The organism is Pseudomonas sp. CFII68 (genome assembly GCF_000416195.1).
Taxonomy (GTDB): domain Bacteria; phylum Pseudomonadota; class Gammaproteobacteria; order Pseudomonadales; family Pseudomonadaceae; genus Aquipseudomonas; species Aquipseudomonas kilonensis.
This window is the reverse complement of the sequence record NZ_ATLN01000100.1, coordinates 21,621-39,494: the sequence shown is the minus strand read 5'-3', so window position 1 is coordinate 39,494 and position 17,874 is coordinate 21,621. Positions and strand designations below refer to the sequence as shown.

17 protein-coding genes are annotated in these 17,874 nt (G+C 59.8%); 5 read left to right on the top strand and 12 right to left on the bottom strand.

The genetic code is table 11. From position 1 onward, the window contains the following. The first annotated feature begins 11 nt into the window (after positions 1-11). Both fabA and fabB read left to right on the top strand, forming a co-directional pair. Positions 12-527, top strand: a complete 516-nt coding sequence (gene fabA / locus CFII68_RS09095; protein ID WP_003204400.1) for a 3-hydroxyacyl-[acyl-carrier-protein] dehydratase FabA — start codon at positions 12-14, stop codon at positions 525-527. Positions 528-538: 11 nt separating this feature from the next. Then, positions 539-1,759 (top strand): beta-ketoacyl-ACP synthase I, encoded by a 1,221-nt coding sequence (gene fabB / locus CFII68_RS09100; RefSeq protein WP_014339570.1) that lies wholly within the window; start codon positions 539-541, stop codon positions 1,757-1,759. A gap of 192 nt (positions 1,760-1,951) precedes the next feature. Here the strand turns inward: fabB and CFII68_RS09105 are convergent, their stop codons facing one another. Then, entirely contained in the window at positions 1,952-2,416 is a 465-nt protein-coding gene (locus CFII68_RS09105; RefSeq protein WP_018610122.1) for a DUF3859 domain-containing protein, read from the bottom strand. 136 nt (positions 2,417-2,552) lie between these two features. Continuing rightward, positions 2,553-3,569: an amidohydrolase family protein gene (locus CFII68_RS09110; RefSeq protein WP_018610120.1), complete on the bottom strand. Its 1,017-nt coding sequence runs from the start codon at positions 3,567-3,569 to the stop codon at positions 2,553-2,555. Positions 3,570-3,695: 126 nt separating this feature from the next. On the opposite strand from CFII68_RS09110, the gene CFII68_RS09115 reads away from it, so the two are divergent. Next, positions 3,696-4,556, top strand: a complete 861-nt coding sequence (locus CFII68_RS09115; protein WP_018610118.1) for a pirin family protein — start codon at positions 3,696-3,698, stop codon at positions 4,554-4,556. A gap of 162 nt (positions 4,557-4,718) precedes the next feature. Here CFII68_RS09115 and CFII68_RS09120 read toward each other — a convergent pair whose 3' ends face one another. Next, positions 4,719-5,447, bottom strand: coding sequence for a dienelactone hydrolase family protein (locus tag CFII68_RS09120; RefSeq protein ID WP_018610116.1), 729 nt, complete (start codon positions 5,445-5,447; stop codon positions 4,719-4,721). 69 nt (positions 5,448-5,516) lie between these two features. Further along, positions 5,517-7,421: a molecular chaperone HtpG gene (gene htpG / locus CFII68_RS09125; RefSeq protein ID WP_018610114.1), complete on the bottom strand. Its 1,905-nt coding sequence runs from the start codon at positions 7,419-7,421 to the stop codon at positions 5,517-5,519. A gap of 325 nt (positions 7,422-7,746) precedes the next feature. On the opposite strand from htpG, the gene CFII68_RS09130 reads away from it, so the two are divergent. Then, the gene (locus tag CFII68_RS09130) at positions 7,747-8,634 is read left to right on the top strand and encodes a DMT family transporter (protein ID WP_033062745.1); all 888 of its coding nucleotides are present in this window, start codon (positions 7,747-7,749) and stop codon (positions 8,632-8,634) included. Positions 8,635-8,639: 5 nt separating this feature from the next. Here the strand turns inward: CFII68_RS09130 and CFII68_RS09135 are convergent, their stop codons facing one another. Both CFII68_RS09135 and CFII68_RS09140 read right to left on the bottom strand, forming a co-directional pair. Further along, the gene (locus CFII68_RS09135; protein ID WP_014339576.1) at positions 8,640-9,101 is read right to left on the bottom strand and encodes a PaaI family thioesterase; all 462 of its coding nucleotides are present in this window, start codon (positions 9,099-9,101) and stop codon (positions 8,640-8,642) included. Then, a complete protein-coding gene (locus CFII68_RS09140) occupies positions 9,098-9,574 on the bottom strand; it encodes a PaaI family thioesterase (RefSeq protein ID WP_018610111.1) in 477 nt (158 codons plus the stop codon). The genes CFII68_RS09135 and CFII68_RS09140 overlap by 4 nt, the downstream gene beginning before the upstream one ends. A gap of 157 nt (positions 9,575-9,731) precedes the next feature. Between CFII68_RS09140 and CFII68_RS09145 the strand changes: the two genes are divergently transcribed. Then, complete coding sequence (locus CFII68_RS09145) at positions 9,732-9,986, top strand: hypothetical protein (RefSeq protein ID WP_018610110.1); 255 nt, start codon at positions 9,732-9,734, stop codon at positions 9,984-9,986. A 73-nt stretch (positions 9,987-10,059) separates the two neighbouring features. On the opposite strand, the gene CFII68_RS09150 is transcribed toward CFII68_RS09145, so the two are convergent. The 6 genes from CFII68_RS09150 to odhB all read right to left on the bottom strand — a co-directional run bounded on the left by CFII68_RS09150 (position 10,060) and on the right by odhB (position 17,842). Beyond that, positions 10,060-10,797: a DUF599 domain-containing protein gene (locus CFII68_RS09150; RefSeq protein WP_018610109.1), complete on the bottom strand. Its 738-nt coding sequence runs from the start codon at positions 10,795-10,797 to the stop codon at positions 10,060-10,062. Positions 10,798-11,030: 233 nt separating this feature from the next. Then, positions 11,031-12,344, bottom strand: a complete 1,314-nt coding sequence (gene brnQ, locus CFII68_RS09155; RefSeq protein ID WP_018610108.1) for a branched-chain amino acid transport system II carrier protein — start codon at positions 12,342-12,344, stop codon at positions 11,031-11,033. 480 nt (positions 12,345-12,824) lie between these two features. Beyond that, positions 12,825-13,709 carry a succinate--CoA ligase subunit alpha gene (gene sucD, locus CFII68_RS09160; protein ID WP_003179236.1) on the bottom strand — a complete coding sequence of 295 codons (885 nt, stop codon included), beginning with the start codon at positions 13,707-13,709 and terminating at the stop codon, positions 12,825-12,827. Next, a complete protein-coding gene (gene sucC / locus CFII68_RS09165) occupies positions 13,709-14,875 on the bottom strand; it encodes an ADP-forming succinate--CoA ligase subunit beta (protein WP_007919879.1) in 1,167 nt (388 codons plus the stop codon). The genes sucD and sucC overlap by 1 nt, the downstream gene beginning before the upstream one ends. A gap of 196 nt (positions 14,876-15,071) precedes the next feature. Beyond that, positions 15,072-16,508: a dihydrolipoyl dehydrogenase gene (gene lpdA, locus CFII68_RS09170; RefSeq protein ID WP_018610102.1), complete on the bottom strand. Its 1,437-nt coding sequence runs from the start codon at positions 16,506-16,508 to the stop codon at positions 15,072-15,074. A gap of 113 nt (positions 16,509-16,621) precedes the next feature. Beyond that, entirely contained in the window at positions 16,622-17,842 is a 1,221-nt protein-coding gene (gene odhB / locus CFII68_RS09175; RefSeq protein ID WP_014339583.1) for a 2-oxoglutarate dehydrogenase complex dihydrolipoyllysine-residue succinyltransferase, read from the bottom strand. Positions 17,843-17,874 lie beyond the last annotated feature (32 nt).

Below are 17,874 nucleotides of genomic sequence, written 5' to 3'. Positions count from 1 at the left end.
GAGGAGCTCGCATGACCAAACAAAACGCCTTTACCCGGGAAGATCTGCTGCGCTGCAGTCGCGGTGAGCTGTTCGGCCCAGGTAACGCGCAACTGCCCGCCCCGAACATGCTGATGGTGGATCGCATCACCCATATCAGCGAAGAGGGTGGCAAGTACGGCAAAGGTGAATTGGTCGCCGAGCTGGATATCACTCCGGACCTGTGGTTCTTCGCCTGCCACTTCGAAGGTGATCCGGTCATGCCGGGCTGCCTGGGCCTGGACGCCATGTGGCAACTGGTCGGTTTCTTCCTCGGCTGGCAAGGCCTGCCGGGTCGCGGTCGCGCCCTGGGCTCGGGCGAAGTGAAGTTCTTTGGTCAGGTCCTGCCGACCGCCAAGAAAATCACCTATAACATTCATATCAAGCGTGTCCTCAAGGGCAAGCTGAACATGGCCATTGCCGATGGTTCGGTCGCCGTGGATGGTCGCGAGATCTACACCGCCGAAGGCCTCCGGGTTGGCGTTTTCACCTCCACTGACAACTTCTAAGGGTTATCCGCATGCGCCGCGTCGTTATCACTGGTCTGGGCATCGTTTCGTGCCTGGGCAATGACAAAGAGACCGTCTCCGCTAACCTGCGTGCAAGTCGCCCTGGCATCCGGTTCAATCCGGAATATGCCGAAATGGGTCTGCGTAGCCAGGTTTCCGGCTCCATTGACCTTCCCCTCGAAGAGCTGATCGATCGCAAGATCTACCGTTTCGTCGGCCATGCGGCGGCTTACGCCTACCTGGCCATGAAGGACGCCATCGCTGACTCCGGGCTGACCGAAGAGCAGGTTTCCAACCCGCGCACCGGCCTGATCGCCGGCTCCGGTGGCGCCTCCACCTTGAACCAGATGGAAGCGCTGGACATCCTGCGCGAAAAAGGCGTCAAGCGCGTTGGCCCGTACCGCGTCACGCGGACCATGGGCAGCACCGTTTCCGCCTGCCTGGCCACGCCGTTCAAGATCAAGGGTTTGAACTACTCGATCTCCTCCGCTTGCGCCACCAGTGCCCACTGCATTGGTAATGCGGTCGAGCAGATCCAGATGGGCAAACAAGACATCGTGTTCGCCGGTGGCGGCGAAGAAGAACATTGGAGCCAGTCGTTCCTGTTCGACGCGATGGGCGCCCTGTCCAGCAAGCGCAACGACACCCCGGACAAGGCTTCCCGCGCCTACGATGCAGACCGTGACGGCTTCGTCATCGCTGGCGGCGGCGGCATGGTGGTGGTCGAGGAGCTGGAACACGCCCTGGCCCGTGGCGCCAAGATCTACGCGGAAATCGTCGGCTACGGCGCCACTTCCGACGGCTACGACATGGTCGCACCCAGCGGTGAAGGCGCCGTGCGTTGCATGCAGATGGCCATGTCCACCGTTGACGCACCGATCGACTACCTGAACACCCACGGCACCTCGACTCCGGTCGGCGACGTCGCGGAAATGAAAGGTGTGCGCGAAGTGTTCGGCGACAAGGCCCCGGCCATCAGCTCCACCAAGAGCCTGTCGGGTCACTCCCTGGGCGCCGCCGGCGTTCACGAAGCGATCTACTGCATGCTGATGATGGAAGGCAATTTCATGGCCGGTTCCGCCAACATCGACGAACTGGATCCGGAAGTGGCCGACCTGCCAATCCTGACCAAGACTCGCGAAAACGCCACCATCAATACCGTGATGAGCAACAGCTTCGGCTTCGGCGGCACCAACGCCACCCTGGTCATGCAGCGCTGGCAGGGCAAGTAAGCCCCGCCGCTACGCCACACACAAAAACGCCCCGACTGGTTCGGGGCGTTTTTTTGCCTGGCAAATATGCCTGAGTTCATTGTGGGAGCGGGCTTGCTCGCGAATGCGGTGGGTCAGCTAGCAAATGTGCCGTCTGACCCACCGCATTCGCGAGCAAGCCCGCTCCCACATGATATCTAAAGTGGGTGGAATTCAGCGCACGACAAACCGCTGCTGCGTCAGCAGCCGATCACCCTGGAACACCATGAACCGCCATTCCCCCGGCACCACTTCGTGGCTTTCGGTGAATTCGTAGGCCATGACATCCTGAGGCGCGCCGGGCACCAGCTTCTGGATGACCTCGAACTTATCGTGGCGCACGCCATCGGGGGTGCGGATGCCGGGGGTGAAATACAACAGGGTCAACGGCTGGTCGTCCGCGACCTTGCCAGCCAACTGATAGCGCATGCCGAACTTGGTGCCCAGCTTCGCCGGCACGCTCTCGGTCTGGCGGATCTGCTCGTTGCTGCGCCGCAGGACCCGCTCTCCCGATTGCAGCTCGGCTTGCGGCCCTTCGAAGACGCCGTATTCCACCGGGCCTTCGACACGGACTTCGGCCTGTGCCAGGCCGCAGGTCAACAACAGCGCGACCAGTGCGCTTGAACGGGTGAGGTGCATAGTGCGCTCCTTGATTGAGATGAGCGCGAGGGTATGACGCGGGAGTGACAGGCTGATGACAAAGCAATGTTGGTCTGTGGGAGCAAAGCTTGCTCGCGATGCAGGCACCTCGTTTCCCCGGAAGCCGGCGTCGTCTTCATCGCGGGCAAGCCTTGCTCCCACACAACACCGCCAGAAAGTTATCCCGCGCCACCTTCCGCGCCACGTCTTGCGGCAAGGCATCGAGAAACGGATCGAAGCTGCGCAGCTCCTTGCCCAACTTGTTGAACCGCCCGACGACATCCGACCCCACCATGAAGCGCTCAGGAAAGCGCTCCACCAGCTTTACCCACTCATCCCGGGGCTTACCCGCCTCGTCCAGCAAGTACGGCGTGAGCACGCTCCAGGACAGGTCTATGTACAGATTGGGGTAAGCCTCGAGCATGCGGGTCAGGGTCGGCAACAGAAAATCCAAGCGGGTCTGGTGGCGATGGATTTCCATGCTGGTACCGGCGTGGGCCCAGATGAAGCGCGTGTGCGGGTGATTGCGCAACGGCTCCTCGATTTCTGCCAGGTACAGCGGATTTTTCTCACGCTTGGAAGTGATGTTGGAATGCAGCATCACCGGCAGGTCGTTCTCGGCCGCCAGGTGATAGATCCGCGTCATGGCTTCGTTGTTGGCCCGAGGGGTGTCGCCCGAGGTCAGCGCCGTCAGGTCGTCATGGCGGGTGAAGACTTCGCCGATGCCTTGCCACAACCCCGGGTAGAGATCGAGCATGCGCTGGATGTGGGCGGCGGAGTTCTTGTCGTTGGGGTTGAAGCCCGACAGGAATGGATGGAAGTGCCGGCGTTGTTCGTCGGTCAGCTTGCTCACCGCTGCAGCGACAATCACGTCGGTGGCGCTGTACCAATAGGCATCCGCGTCGTCACCGGCGTAATAGCGCGGACGCTTGGGTTCGTCCTCATGCCATTTCTTGGCCACCGGCACACCGGAAATCATCACATGTTCAATGCGATTGTCCGCCATTGCCTGGAGCAGCTTGGGCATGCCGGCGGTTTCCTGAAAGAAATCGACGTAATGCAGGTGCGCATCGCTGTAGGCATATTCGCGGGCCACGGCGCCGCTACTCGAAACGACCAGCAACCAGGCGAAGATCAAACGGGTCAAGGGCACGGGCAGTCTCCAAAAGCCATGAACACCGTAGACCCCAACCGTCCCGCTCGGGTTCAAGGCGCATCTGCCGCGCCTGCCGGCGGCGGGTTATGCTTCGTGCAACCGTTGTTCAACCTGGAAGACAACATGACCACTCCCCTGACCATTCGCCCCCGCGCCGAAGATGTCGAAGGCCAGCCGATTCTTCGCCCGCTGCCGTCCGCCAAATGCCGCAGCGTCGGGCCTTTCGTGTTCTTCGATCACATGCTGCAAACCACCTACCCGGCCGGCAGAGGCATGAACATCCGCCAGCATCCGCATATCGGCCTGTCCACCCTCACTTACCTGTTCGAAGGAAAACTCCAGCACAAGGACAGCCTGGGTTCCGACCAGGTAGTGAACGCCGGGGATGTCAGCTGGATGACTGCCGGCAGCGCCATCGCCCATGTCGAGCGCACCCCTGAGTCATTGCTGGGCAGCGCTTTTGTCATGCACGGGTTACAAGTCTGGCTGGCCTCACCCCAGTCCCACGAACAGGGCCCGGGGCACTACAGTCATCACCCGGCACACAGCCTGCCGGTCAGCGAGAACCTGGGGGTCAGCATCCGCATGATCGCCGGGTCAGGCTTTTGCCTGGAATCGCCGGTGCCGGTGCTGTCGCCGACGCTTTATGCCGAGTTGAACCTGCAAACTGCAACGACCTTGCTGATTCCCACCGAGCATGCGGAGCGGGCCCTGTATGTGTTGAGCGGCGAGGCGTTGCTGGACGGCGAACCGGTGCAGGCTCACTCCTTGGTGATATTGCCGACAGGGGAAGAAATGACGCTGTTTGCCGACAGTGACTGCCATGCCGTGCTGTTCGGCGGTGCGCCCCTGGACGGGCCGCGACGGATCAACTGGAACTTCGTCTCCAGCGACCCGGCCCGGATCGATGAAGCTCGCCGGCGCTGGGCGGCCGGGGACTGGCCGACGGTGCCGGGGGAAAGCGAGCGGATCGAGTTGCCCTGATTTCAGGGTTGCCTGACAGGGCCCCTTCGCGAGCAAGCCCGCTCCCACAGTGGAATTATGTCGTTCACAGCTATTGTGTTCGCCAGAGATCAAATGTGGGAGCGGGCTTGCTCGCGAAGAGGCCAGCCCAGACACCAAAAACACTCAGCCTAAGAACCAACCTCAGCCCTTGAACACTTCATCCAACAGGTTATGCATCGACCTGAACGCTCGCCCGGCCACCTTGGCGTCGTACATCATCTTGCCCGGCACATTGGCCTGCGGGTCGGTGAACGAATGCACCGCACCGCCGTAGCTCAGCAGTTGCCAATCCACCCCGGCGGCGTTCATTTCAGCTTCGAAGGCCGGTAGCTGCTCTTTCGGCACCAGCGGGTCGGAGGCGCCATGCATGACCAACACCGCGCCCTTGATGTTCTGCGCATCGGCCGGGTTCGGTGTATCCAGGGTGCCGTGGAAGGAAATCGCCGCCTTCAGCGGTGCGCCGCTGCGGGCCAGCTCCAGGGCGCAGCAGCCACCGAAGCAAAAGCCGAACGTGGCCAGCCTGGAAGCGTCGACCTGCGCTTCGCCCTGGCTCTGCAGTTGCTCGAGCGCCGCCTGCATGCGCTTGCGCAACAACGCCCGGTCGTTCTTGAGGGGCATCATCGCCGCTCCCGCCTCATCGGCATTGCTCGGGCGGACCGCCTGCCCGTACAGGTCGGCGATCAACACCACATAACCGTTGGCCGCCACCGATCTGGCGATGTCCTCGGCCCCCGCCCCTACGCCCATCCAATTCGGCGCCATCAGCAAACCCGGGCGCGAGCCCTGTTGGCTGACGTCGAAGGCCAGGCGGCCTTCATAACTTTGACCATCGATCTGATAGACCAGCGAACGAACCGTAACCTGACTCATGACGGACTCCTCTTGAACGGAACACCAGAAAAGAAAAAACCCGCCGAAGCGGGTTTTTCCTGCACTTGCTTAAGCTGACAGTTCAACCAGCAGCTTGTTCAGGCGACGCACATACGCCGCCGGGTCCTTCAGGCTGTCGCCCGCCGCCAGGGCCGCTTGGTCGAACAGGATGTGCGACAGATCGCCGAAACGCTCTTCGCTCTGCTCGTTGTCGAGTTTTTCCACCAGCGGGTGGGCCGGGTTGAATTCGAAGATCGGCTTGGAGTCCGGGACTTTCTGGCCGCTGGCTTCGAGGATCTGGCGCATTTGCAGGCCCAGGTCCTGCTCACCGATGGCCAGGATCGCCGGGGAATCGGTCAGGCGGTGCGAGACACGCACTTCGCTGACAGCATCGCCCAGGGCCGTCTTGATCCGCTCGACCAGGCCTTCCTTGCTCTTGGCGACTTCTTCGGCGGCTTTCTTGTCTTCTTCCGAATCCAGGTTGCCGAGGTCCAGGTCACCACGGGCCACGTCGACAAAGCTCTTGCCGTCGAACTCGCTGAGGTAGCTCATCAGCCACTCGTCGATGCGGTCGGTCAACAGCAGCACTTCGATGCCTTTCTTGCGGAAGACTTCCAGGTGCGGGCTGTTCTTGACCTGTGCATAAGTTTCACCGGTCAGGTAGTAGATCTTGTCCTGGCCTTCCTTGGTACGGGCCAGGTAATCGGCCAAGCCAACGATCTGCTCGCCATCGTCACCCTGGGTCGACGCAAAGCGCAGCAGGCCGGCGATCTTCTCTTTGTTGGCGAAGTCCTCGGCCGGACCTTCTTTCATGACCTGGCCGAAGTTTTTCCAGAAGCCCTTGTACTGCTCGGGCTCGTTCTTCGCCAGTTTTTCCAGCATGTCCAGCACGCGCTTGGTCAGTGCCGACTTCATGGAATCGATGATCGGATCTTTCTGCAGGATTTCCCGCGAAACGTTCAGCGACAAATCGTTGGAATCCACCACGCCCTTGATGAAGCGCAGGTACAGCGGCAGGAACGATTCGGCCTGGTCCATCACGAACACGCGCTGCACGTACAGCTTCAGGCCGCGTGGCGCTTCGCGCTGGTACAAATCGAAAGGTGCACGGGCCGGCACGTACAGCAACGAGCTGTACTCCAGCTTGCCTTCGACCTTGTTATGGCTCCAGCTCAGCGGGTTCTCGAAGTCGTGGGCGATGTGCTTGTAGAACTCCTGGTATTCCTCGTCTTTCACCTCGGTGCGCGGACGGGTCCACAAGGCACTGGCGCGGTTGACGGTTTCCCATTCCACTTCAGGCTTTTCTTCGCCTTCGGCAGCGGTGACTTCCTTCGGCAGCTCGATCGGCAGCGCGATATGGTCGGAGTACTTCTTGATGATGTTGCGCAAGCGCCAGCCATCGGCGAACTCGTCTTCGCCGGACTTGAGGTGCAGCACAATGCGGGTGCCGCGATCAGCCTTGTCGACGGTGGCGACTTCAAACTCGCCCTCGCCCTTGGACGACCAGTGCACGCCTTCGCTCGCAGCGAGGCCGGCACGGCGGCTGAACACTTCGACCTGGTCGGCAACGATGAACGCGGAATAGAAACCGACGCCGAACTGACCGATCAGGTGGGAATCTTTCTTCTGGTCGCCCGACAGGTTCTTCATGAAGTCGGCGGTGCCGGACTTGGCGATGGTGCCCAGGTGCGTGATCACCTCTTCGCGGCTCATGCCAATGCCGTTGTCTTCGAGGGTGACGGTTTTCGCGTCCTTGTCGAAGCTCACACGGATTTTCAGCTCAGCGCCGCCTTCCAGCAATTCAGGCTTGGAAAGGGCTTCGAAACGTAATTTGTCGACAGCATCAGAGGCGTTCGAAATCAACTCGCGAAGGAAAATTTCCTTATTGGAATACAGCGAGTGAATCATCAGGTGCAGCAGTTGCTTTACCTCGGTCTGGAAGCCCAGGGTTTCCTTTTGAGTTTCCACGCTCATGGTCATCAAACTCCAAGTGGATGGTGGTGTCCGCCTCGCTGAGATTGGCGGCGGGATGTCCTCAAGGTGGGGGCAACGCTGGTGATTTCAAGGGCGACCCGGTTTTGACGGCTCCTGGATCTTGAAATGGGCGCGGACGATGGCGATGGATTGGGCCTCGACGTCTTGTCAGGTGGTGATCGCAACGTTGGCCACCCGCCTCTGGCACCTGGCCGGGTACTGATGGAAATGTGTTGCGAAGAAATTGCCTGAGCCACGGATAATCGCTGCTTTAATACCCGACGGCGGTTCACGAAGAACAATGGCCGAGTAAAAAGGAGCGTCAATGCATCAGGTAAAGCTGCCATTAGGTGGAGCATTATGGATGGCAGCAAGCCTGCTTTCATTCATAGGCATGGCCGTCGCGGCCCGAGAGCTTTCCACGTTCATGTCGATCTTCGAGATCCTGTTTTTCAGGTCCTTGGTCGGACTGATCATTATTTTTCCGGTTATTTACCAACAGCGCGCCAAGCTCAAACAAGCCCGTGACCTGGGTCTACAGATTGGCAGGAACGCAGTTCACTTCGCCGGACAATATGCCTGGACCATTGGCGTGGCATCGCTTCCGTTGGTTAAGGTCTTTGCCCTGGAGTTCACCACCCCGATATGGGTTTCCCTCCTGGCGTTTTTATTCTTGAAGGAAAAACTCTCCACCGCCAGGGTACTCGCCGCCATCGGCGGTTTCCTGGGCGTCCTGGTCATTCTAAGGCCCGGCCTTGATAGCATTGAACCCGCCGCGTTTATCGTTCTTCTGGCCGCCATGGGCTACGCAACATCCATCATCATGGTGAAAAAACTGACGTTGACCAGCAGTCCCGCCATCATCGTGATCTGGATGGTGCTTCTACAATTGCCCTTGGGCCTTGGTCTGTCCCTGGCACAATGGCGTACCCCTACGCTCGCCTGCATCCCCTGGATCCTGCTGTTGGGCATAACGGGTTTAAGTGCACACTTCGCCATGGCCAAGGCACTGAGCGTCATGGAAGCCTCCATTGCCATCCCGATTGATTTTTTCAGGGTGCCACTCATTGCCGTCGTTGGTTTTTTTCTCTACAGCGAGCCTCTCGAAATCTGGGTATTGGTCGGCGCAGTGATTATCTTCGCCTCAAACTATCTGCCCTTCCGGGTCGAACAAAGGAACATGCCATCGTCAACTTCACCGAGCTCCGAGTGATCAGCTCAAGGGCGATCCGGTTTTGACGGCTCCTGGATCTTGAAATGTGCCCGGGCAGTGGCGATGGGTTCGGCCTCGACGTCTTGCCAGGCGGTGATCGCGACGTTGGCGACCCGCCGGCCCTGGCGCCAGACCTGGCATTTGGCGTAGGTGTCGCGAAACTGTCCGGTGCGCAGGTAATCCAGGGAGAAATCGATGATTTTCGGTATGCCCGGCGTGCCGGTGGCGATCAACAGATGCACGGCAGCGGCCAGTTCCATGAAACCGGCGATGACGCCGCCATGGATGGCCGGCAGTAAAGGGTTACCAATGTTGTCTTTGTTGGCCGGCAGGCGAAACACCAAGTCGTCGCCCTGGCGCGTGCATTCGACGCCGATGAGTTGCGCATAGGGAATCGAGGCGAGCAGCAGCGCGTAGTCGCCCTGCTCACAGGCGCGGCGCAGTTGTTCCTGAGTGGTATCGGTCATGGCTGGCCCACGGCGGTCATCGGGCTGGCCTTCCCCATGCCCCTGGCATGCTGGCCCAGGCGCATGAAGGTGCCCACCACATGCGCAATGGGTTTCTCGGGGTCGTCCTGATAGGCGAAACCCCGGCTGAAGATCACGTCCGGGGTGACCCGATAGCATTGCGCGAAGCCGTAGACATCCTTGTGGGGCTCGGCGGCGTGCATGTAGTCGATACGCAGGTCGAGGGTGGGACAGACTTCGAATTGCGGCAGCACACATAAGGTCGACATGCCGCACGCGGTGTCCATCAATGAGGTCAACGCCCCGCCATGGATGATGCCTGTCAGGGGATTGCCGACGATTTGCGGGCTGAACGGCAGGATGACCGTCAGCCCGTCACGGCTGGCGCTGTGCAGCTTCAAGCCCAGCACCTGGCAATGCCTGAGTGCGGATAAAAAGCGTGTCGCACGCTCAAAAACGGGGTCTTCGGCCATTTGATTAACGCTCCAGTGAGTGACGAGACCTGACGACAGGCGCGATCCACAAAGTTCCGTTGCAGTGCAAAGTTATATATCTGTTATGCAACAGGAACTTAATCCGAGGGGTGGCGTTCAAAAGGCCAGTAGTTATTTCCATAAGGAGAAACACCCCATGCGTAAGACTTTTGCTATTGCCTTGATGTTGGCCGCTTCCCTCGGTCTCGCTGCCTGCGATAAAAAATCCGAGGACAAAGCTCAAGATGCCCAACAACACGCTGAGCAAGCTCAGCAAGACATGAACAAAGCACAGGATAAAGTGAACGACGCGGCGAAAGAAAACGCCGAAGCCGCCAAAGCTCAGTCTGAATCGAACAGCGCCGCTCAGCAGGAACAAGCCCCTGCTCCTGCCGCGCCTAAAACCAACTGATACGGTTTTAGCGGCAAAAGAAAACCCGCCTGGTGCGGGTTTTCTTTTGCCTGCGATTTGGCGGCGTCGCCTGTCAGGCCGCTTCCTTGCCCACCTCGGACACTGGCGCTTCGGTGGGGGTATAGACCATCACATCCAGCACATCGGAGTGAAACTCGCGCTGGTACAACACAAACACCACGCCGGCACTCATCAACATGAATAACCAGGGGCTGACGAACCACGCCAACATGGTCATGCCGAAGTAATAGGCACGCAGGCCGAAGTTGAACTGGTTGGCGGCCATGGAGATCACTCGCGCCGCTCTTAGTGCAAAGGCCTTGCGCTCTTGCTCCGACACATGGCGCTCGCCGATCATCGGGGCCGAGCCAATCAGGACCGCCGCGAAGTTGTACTGGCGCATGCACCAACTGAACGTGAAGAACGCATACACGAACACCAGTGCCAGGCACAGCAACTTGACCTCCGCCATGCCCTGGGAAGCCTGCTGCACCATGGGGATGTCCGCCAGCAACGACACCGCCCGATCGGACGCCCCGAGTACTGTCAGGATACCGGCCAGGATGATCAGTGTGCTGGAGGCGAAAAAGGATGCGTTGCGCTCCAGGTTGCCGATCACGCTGGCATCGGCGATACGGTTCTCACGCAGCAGCATGCGGCGCATCCAGTCTTCGCGGTACAGGTGCATCACGCTGGCCAGGCAGGCCGTATCGCGCGCCTTCCAGGTGGCATAACGGGTGTAGCCCGCCCAGCAGATGATGAACCAGGCGGCGGCAAGCAGATGGATCAGGTTGGCTTGGATGAATGACATTCGATTTCCTGTGACGAAACAAAATCTGTGGCAATAGTATCAGCGAACCCTGTGGGAGCGAGCCTGCTCGCGATAGCGGTATAACGTTCACTTCGATGTCGGCAGCTCCAACGCTATCGCGAGCAGGCTCGCTCCCACAGTCCACGGAAAAAGACACTGCACTCAAAAAAAATGCCCCGTATCGATTGATACGGGGCATTTCGGGTTTTACCAGTGGACCTGTCGATCGCCGCTTAAGCCAACGCTTCGCTGCGTTTGCCCAGCAGGCGATCGCACACCACCGCGACCGCCAGGGTCATCACCGAAGGCACCAGCCAGGCCAGGCCTTGCTCGCTCAGCGGCAGATGGGCCAATTGCGTCGGCATCCAGTCCGCCAGGCCGGCGCCCTTGAGCGCATCGATCAGGCCAAACAGGAATGACACCAGCATCACCGGGCCAACGATGCGCCCCTGCTCGTGCCAGAAGTCCTTGCAGAAGCTCAGGGCCACCAGGGCGATGCACGGTGGGTAGATCGCGGTGAGGACCGGAATCGAGAAGGCGATCAGCTTGGTCAGGCCCAGGTTGGACACCAGCAGCGAAAAGGCCGCCAGGATCACGACCAGGGTCTTGTAGGACAGCGGCAGTACGCGGCTGAAGTACTCGGCGCAGGCGCAGGTCAGGCCGACAGCAGTCACCAGGCACGCCAGGGAGATCAGCACCGCCAGGAAACCGCTGCCCAGGCTGCCGAAGGTGTGTTGCACGTAGGCATGCAGCACAGCCGCGCCGTTGGTCGCGCCCATGGCCACTTCATGGCTGCCCGAACCCAGGCGGAACAGGCTGACGTAGACCAGCGCCAGGCCCACCCCGGCAATCAGCCCGGCGATGATCGCATAGCGGGTGATCAAGGCCGGCGACTCGACGCCCCGGGAACGGATCGCGTTGACGATGACAATGCCGAACACCAAGGCGCCCAGGGTATCCATGGTCAGGTAGCCATTGATGAACCCTTGGGAGAACGGTGCCGCGATGTACTCGGGGGTGGCCACGCCGATATCACCCGTGGGCAAGACAAACGCCGCGATGCCGAGCACGGCCAGGGCGATGATCTTCAGTGGCGCGAGGAAGCGTCCGACGGTGTCCAGCAGGCGGCCCGGGTAGAGCGAGATGAAAAACACCAGCAGGAAATACGCTGCGCTGTAGAGGAACAGCGCCAGCGGGCTTTCACCGGTCAACGGCGCCAAGCCGACTTCGAACGAAACGGTGGCGGTACGCGGCGTGGCGAACAACGGGCCGACGGCCAGGTAGCACACCGCCGCCAGCAAGCCGCCGGCGACCTTGCCGATGGGGCTGCTCAAGGCGTCCATCGCCCCGCCCACCTTGGCCAGTGCAACGACCGTGATGACCGGCAGCCCGACCGCCGTGATCAAAAAGCCCAGCGCCGCCATCCAGACATGAGGCCCGGACTGCAAACCGACGATAGGCGGGAAGATGATGTTGCCGGCCCCGACGAACAGGGCAAATGTCATGAAACCGAGCGCCAGGATGTCCTGGCCTTTCAACACTTTCATTAAGGAAACCACACTACTGAATCGGAATTTAGAGAGGGATTTCCCTTATGGGTGAGGGAAATGCTGCCGATCCGTATGGGACCGACCCGTTTAGCGCGGCGCTTCCTTGTGGGCAGCGGTCGCAAAAATGGCTGCTAGCCTAACGAATTTAGCGAGAGAACGCACTGTTAAGGGGCGAACTATCCGATGCACGACGTTCGTGTGTCGCGTTTACGTATCTATTTTCCTGCGAAGCCCCTGTGGCAAGGGCCTTTATCTGTGGAGCAAGGCTTTGTGGGAGCAAGGCTTGCCCGCGATGGCGTCAGCGTGAACTTGACAGATAGAACTGGGTCGCCTGCATCGCGGGCAAGCCTTGCTCCCACAAAGCCTTGCTCCCACAGAGTGGACTGCACCCCAAAAACCTTGCCCCTACGGCCCCAGAAACGACAAAGGCCACCCGAAGGTGGCCTTTGTTGCTGGAACAAAAAAGTCAGCCGAAGCTTACTTCTTCATTTCCCAGCCAGTCAGCTCGGCCAGGGCCTTGCCGATGTCTGCCAGCGAACGCACGGTTTTCACGCCTGCGTCTTGCAGAGCAGCGAATTTCTCGTCTGCAGTGCCTTTGCCGCCAGAGATGATTGCGCCAGCATGGCCCATGCGCTTGCCCGGAGGAGCAGTCACACCAGCGATGTAGGAAACAACCGGCTTGGTCACGTTGGCCTTGATGTAGGCAGCCGCTTCTTCTTCAGCCGAACCGCCGATCTCACCGATCATGACGATCGCTTCGGTCTTCGGGTCTTCCTGGAACAGCTTCAGGATGTCGATGAAGTTCGAGCCTGGGATCGGGTCACCGCCGATGCCGACGCAAGTCGACTGACCGAAACCGGCGTCAGTGGTCTGCTTCACAGCTTCGTAGGTCAGGGTGCCGGAACGGGAAACGATACCGACCTTGCCTGGCAAGTGAATGTGACCTGGCATGATGCCGATCTTGCATTCGCCTGGAGTGATCACGCCTGGGCAGTTAGGGCCGATCAGGGTGATACCCAGCTCGTCGCACTTGACCTTGGCTTCCAGCATGTCGATGGTCGGGATGCCTTCGGTGATGCAGACGATCAGCTTGATGCCGCCGAACGCTGCTTCAAGGATGGAGTCCTTGCAGAAAGGAGCTGGAACGTAGATCACGCTGGCGGTGGCGCCAGTGGCGGCTACAGCGTCTTTCACGGTGTTGAACACTGGCAGGCCCAGGTGCTCGGTGCCGCCCTTGCCCGGTGTTACGCCGCCAACCATCTTGGTGCCGTATTCGATGGCTTGCTGGGTGTGGAAACTACCTTGCGAACCGGTAATACCCTGGCAGATAACCTTGGTGTCTTTATTGATCAGGACGCTCATTATTTGCCCTCCGCAGCTTTGACAACTTGTTGAGCAGCGTCGGTCAGGCTGGTAGCAGCGATGATGTTCAAACCGCTTTCTGCCAGTACTTTAGCGCCCAGCTCAGCGTTGTTGCCTTCAAGGCGAACAACAACCGGGATTTTCACGCCAACTTCTTTCACGGCGCCGATGATGCCTTCGGCAATCATGTCGCAGCGAACGATGCCGCCGAAGATGTTGACCAGTACTGCAGCGACGTTGGTGTCGGACAGGATGATCTTGAACGCTTCGGTTACGCGTTCCTTGGTAGCACCACCGCCCACGTCGAGGAAGTTGGCTGGCTTGCCGCCATGCAGGTTGACGATGTCCATGGTACCCATGGCCAGGCCAGCACCGTTGACCATGCAGCCGATGTTACCTTCCAGGGCTACGTAGTTCAGTTCGAACTTGGCAGCGTGCGCTTCGCGCGGATCGTCTTGCGACGGATCGTGGAAAGTCTTCAGCTTAGGCTGACGGTACATGGCGTTGGCGTCGATGTTGATCTTGGCATCGAGGCAGTGCAGGTCGCCGTCGGCCTTGATCACCAGCGGGTTCACTTCCAGCAGCGCCAGGTCGTGATCCTTGAACAGCTTGGCCAGACCTACGAAGATCTTGGCGAACTGAGCAACTTGCTTGCCTTCCAGGCCCAGCTGGAATGCCAGCTCGCGACCCTGGAATGGCTGTGCGCCAACCAGTGGATCGATGGTGGCCTTGAGGATTTTCTCAGGGGTATCGTGAGCGATTTTCTCGATGTCCACGCCACCTTCGGTGGAAGCCATGAACACGATGCGGCGGCTCGAACGGTCAACGACAGCGCCCAGGTACAGCTCTTTAGCGATATCAGTGCACGATTCAACCAGGATCTTGGTCACTGGCTGACCGTTGGCGTCAGTCTGGTAAGTCACCAGACGCTTGCCCAGCCACTGCTGTGCGAAGGCTTTGGCGTCTTCTTTGCTGCGAACCAGCTTGACGCCGCCCGCTTTACCGCGACCACCGGCGTGAACCTGGGCTTTGACAACCCATTCGCTGCCGCCGATTTTGTCGCAAGCTTCTGCTGCCGCTTCCGGGGTGTCTACCGCGTAACCGGTGGATACTGGCAGGCCGTACTCAGCGAACAGCTGCTTACCCTGATACTCGTGAAGATTCATGCTTATTACCGTCTTCGTTAGGTACTGCGCATTCGGTGCTGCACCGTTCTGGTGCCGCACCACCTGTGACTGCTGCTTGCGTAGCGTTCCAGTTAACCGGTTCGGCTACGCAAGGCTGCGTCCAGCGGATATTCCGCGGTGAGTCTTGCTCGCAAGGCTCACGACGGGCCATACCGCCGTGGTTTCTTATTGTCTATTAACGCTTCTTGCGGTTGGCCACGTGGATGGCGCCGCCATTTACGGCCAGGGCCGCTTCGTGCAAGGCTTCGGACAGGGTCGGATGGGAGAAGACCATCATGCCCAGATCCTCAGCGCTGGTGCCGAATTCCATGCCGATCGCGCCTTGCTGTACCAGCTCGGCAGCGCTTGGGCCAATGACGTGAACGCCCAATACGCGATCCGTCTTGGCATCGGCGATGACTTTCACGAAACCACCGGTATCGTTGGCTGCCATGGCACGGCCACTGGCTGCAAACGGGAAGGTGCCGACGTTAACTTCAACGCCTTCGGCTTTCAAGGCCTGCTCGGTCTTGCCAACCCATGCGATTTCCGGGTGGGTGTAGATAACCGAAGGGATCAGGTCGTAGTTCATCTGGGCTTTGTGGCCCTTGATGCGCTCGACAACCATGATGCCTTCTTCGGATGCCTTGTGTGCCAGCATCATGCCGCGAACCACGTCACCGATGGCGAAGACGCCCGGAACTGCGGTTGCGCACTGGTCGTCGACGGCAATGAAGCCGCGCTCGTCGATTTCCACGCCGCTGTCGGCAGCCAACAGGTCGGTAGTCACAGGACGACGGCCGACCGCGACGATCAGCTTGTCGAAGGTGATGGTCTGTTCGCCGTTGGTGTCGGTGTAGGTCACCACGACTTCTTCGCCGTTGACCTTCGAACCGGTGACGCGAGCGCCCAGCTTGATGTCCAGGCCCTGTTTGGTCAGGGTTTTCAGCGCTTCCTTGGAAACCGCAGCGTCAGCGGCCATCAGGAAGGTGTCGAGGGCTTCCAGTACGGTCACTTGCGCACCCAGGCGCGACCATACCGAACCCAGCTCGAGGCCGATCACGCCAGCGCCGATCACGCCCAGGCGTTTTGGCACGGTCTGGAATTCCAGGGCACCGGTGGAGTCGACGATCACGTTCTGGTCGACCGGAGCCGGTGGAATGTCGATCGGACGCGAGCCTGGCGCCAGGATGACGTTCTCGGCTTCGATCACTTCAACCGAACCGTCTGGCTTGGTCACTTCGACTTTCTTGCCCATCAGCAACTTGCCGTGGCCTTCGATGGAGGTCACGCCGTTGGCCTTGAACAGGGTGGCGACACCGCTGGTCAGGTTCTTGACGATGCCAGCCTTGCGGCCAACCATCGCGGCGACGTCCATTTTCACTTCACCGGTAGAGATACCGTGAACGTTGAAGCTTTCTTTCGCTTCCTTGTATTTCCAGGAGCTGTCCAGCAGCGCCTTGGAAGGAATGCAACCGACGTTCAGGCAAGTACCGCCGAGGGCCAGCTTGCCCTCCTTGTCGGTGTATTTCTCGATGCAGGCAGTGGTAAGGCCCAGTTGCGCAGCCTTGATGGCCGCTACGTAGCCGCCAGGGCCCGCACCAATCACTACCACGTCGAATTTCTGAGTCATGAGTCATTCCTTTTCGAATCAAACCGGACGATCACTTGTGATGACCGTCGAGGGACGAAACCGGTTGTTTCAGCAAGAGGCCGGTCAAAACAGACCGGCCCTCGCGGCGAAAATCAGATATCCAGCAGCAGACGAGCCGGATCTTCAAGCAGGTTCTTGATGGTTACCAGGAACGTCACGGCTTCTTTGCCGTCGATCAGGCGGTGATCGTAGGACAGTGCCAGGTACATCATCGGACGAATCACGACCTGACCATTGATCGCCATAGGACGCTGCAGAATGTTGTGCATGCCCAGGATAGCCGCTTGTGGCGGGTTGACGATCGGGGTCGACATCATCGAACCGAATGTACCACCGTTGGTGATGGTGAACGTACCGCCGGTCATCTCTTCGATGGACAGCTTGCCGTCACGGGCCTTCTTGCCGAAGGTGGCGATGCCGCCTTCGATTTCGGCCAGGCTCATCAGTTCGGCGTTACGCAGTACCGGAACCACCAGGCCACGGTCGCTGGAAACAGCAACACCGATGTCGGCGTAGCCGTGGTAGACGATGTCGGAACCGTCGATCGACGCGTTGACGGCCGGGAAGCGTTTCAGCGCTTCGGTGGCAGCCTTGACGAAGAACGACATGAAGCCCAGGCGTACGCCGTTGTGGGACTTCTCGAACAGATCCTTGTACTTCGAACGCAGGGCCATGACTTCGGTCATGTCGACTTCGTTGAAAGTGGTCAGCATCGCCATGTTCGACTGGGCTTCTACCAGACGCTTGGCCACGGTAGCGCGAACGCGGGTCATCGGAACGCGTTTTTCAACGCGGTCACCGGCAGCGAACACCGGAGCGGCAGCAGCAGGTGCGGCAGGCTTGGCTGGCGCGGCGGCTGGAGCGGCTTTCTTGGCGGCAACGGCTGCAACCACGTCTTCCTTGGTCACGCGACCACCCTTGCCGGTGCCGGCAACGGAAGCGATGTTGATGCCATTCTCTTCAGCCAGCTTGCGAGCAGCAGGGGCAGCGACTGGATCGTCTTCGCCACCAGCGGCTGGAGCAGCAGCCTGGGCGGCAGCCGGTGCAGCGGCTGCTGGAGCGGCGGCAGCAGCGCCGCCCTCTTCGATCGAGCCCAGGACCTGGTTCGACAGAACGGTAGCGCCTTCCTCGGCAATGATTGCGCCCAGCACGCCGTCAGCTTCGGCCAATACTTCCAGCACGACCTTGTCGGTCTCGATGTCGACGATCAGGTCGTCACGCTTGACGGCCTCGCCTGGTTTCTTGTGCCAGGTGGCAACGGTGCCATCGGCAACCGATTCCGGGAATGACGGGGCTTTGATTTCGATAGCCATTATCTGTGGGTCCTTAAAATTCGGTTTCAGTC

Excerpts from the sequence above, each read along its gene's own strand:
- brnQ (WP_018610108.1), bottom strand. The coding sequence starts at position 12,344 with ATGAAAGTGTTGAAAGGCCAGGACATCCTGGCGCTCGGTTTCATGACA.
- CFII68_RS09105 (WP_018610122.1), bottom strand. The coding sequence starts at position 2,416 with ATGCACCTCACCCGTTCAAGCGCACTGGTCGCGCTGTTGTTGACCTGC.
- fabB (WP_014339570.1), top strand. The coding sequence starts at position 539 with ATGCGCCGCGTCGTTATCACTGGTCTGGGCATCGTTTCGTGCCTGGGC.
- CFII68_RS09140 (WP_018610111.1), bottom strand. The coding sequence starts at position 9,574 with ATGGCCGAAGACCCCGTTTTTGAGCGTGCGACACGCTTTTTATCCGCA.
- CFII68_RS09150 (WP_018610109.1), bottom strand. The coding sequence starts at position 10,797 with ATGTCATTCATCCAAGCCAACCTGATCCATCTGCTTGCCGCCGCCTGG.
- CFII68_RS09145 (WP_018610110.1), top strand. The coding sequence starts at position 9,732 with ATGCGTAAGACTTTTGCTATTGCCTTGATGTTGGCCGCTTCCCTCGGT.
- CFII68_RS09135 (WP_014339576.1), bottom strand. The coding sequence starts at position 9,101 with ATGACCGATACCACTCAGGAACAACTGCGCCGCGCCTGTGAGCAGGGC.
- sucD (WP_003179236.1), bottom strand. The coding sequence starts at position 13,709 with ATGAGCGTCCTGATCAATAAAGACACCAAGGTTATCTGCCAGGGTATT.
- fabA (WP_003204400.1), top strand. The coding sequence starts at position 12 with ATGACCAAACAAAACGCCTTTACCCGGGAAGATCTGCTGCGCTGCAGT.
- CFII68_RS09120 (WP_018610116.1), bottom strand. The coding sequence starts at position 5,447 with ATGAGTCAGGTTACGGTTCGTTCGCTGGTCTATCAGATCGATGGTCAA.
- htpG (WP_018610114.1), bottom strand. The coding sequence starts at position 7,421 with ATGAGCGTGGAAACTCAAAAGGAAACCCTGGGCTTCCAGACCGAGGTA.
- lpdA (WP_018610102.1), bottom strand. The coding sequence starts at position 16,508 with ATGACTCAGAAATTCGACGTGGTAGTGATTGGTGCGGGCCCTGGCGGC.
- sucC (WP_007919879.1), bottom strand. The coding sequence starts at position 14,875 with ATGAATCTTCACGAGTATCAGGGTAAGCAGCTGTTCGCTGAGTACGGC.
- odhB (WP_014339583.1), bottom strand. The coding sequence starts at position 17,842 with ATGGCTATCGAAATCAAAGCCCCGTCATTCCCGGAATCGGTTGCCGAT.
- CFII68_RS09115 (WP_018610118.1), top strand. The coding sequence starts at position 3,696 with ATGACCACTCCCCTGACCATTCGCCCCCGCGCCGAAGATGTCGAAGGC.
- CFII68_RS09130 (WP_033062745.1), top strand. The coding sequence starts at position 7,747 with ATGCATCAGGTAAAGCTGCCATTAGGTGGAGCATTATGGATGGCAGCA.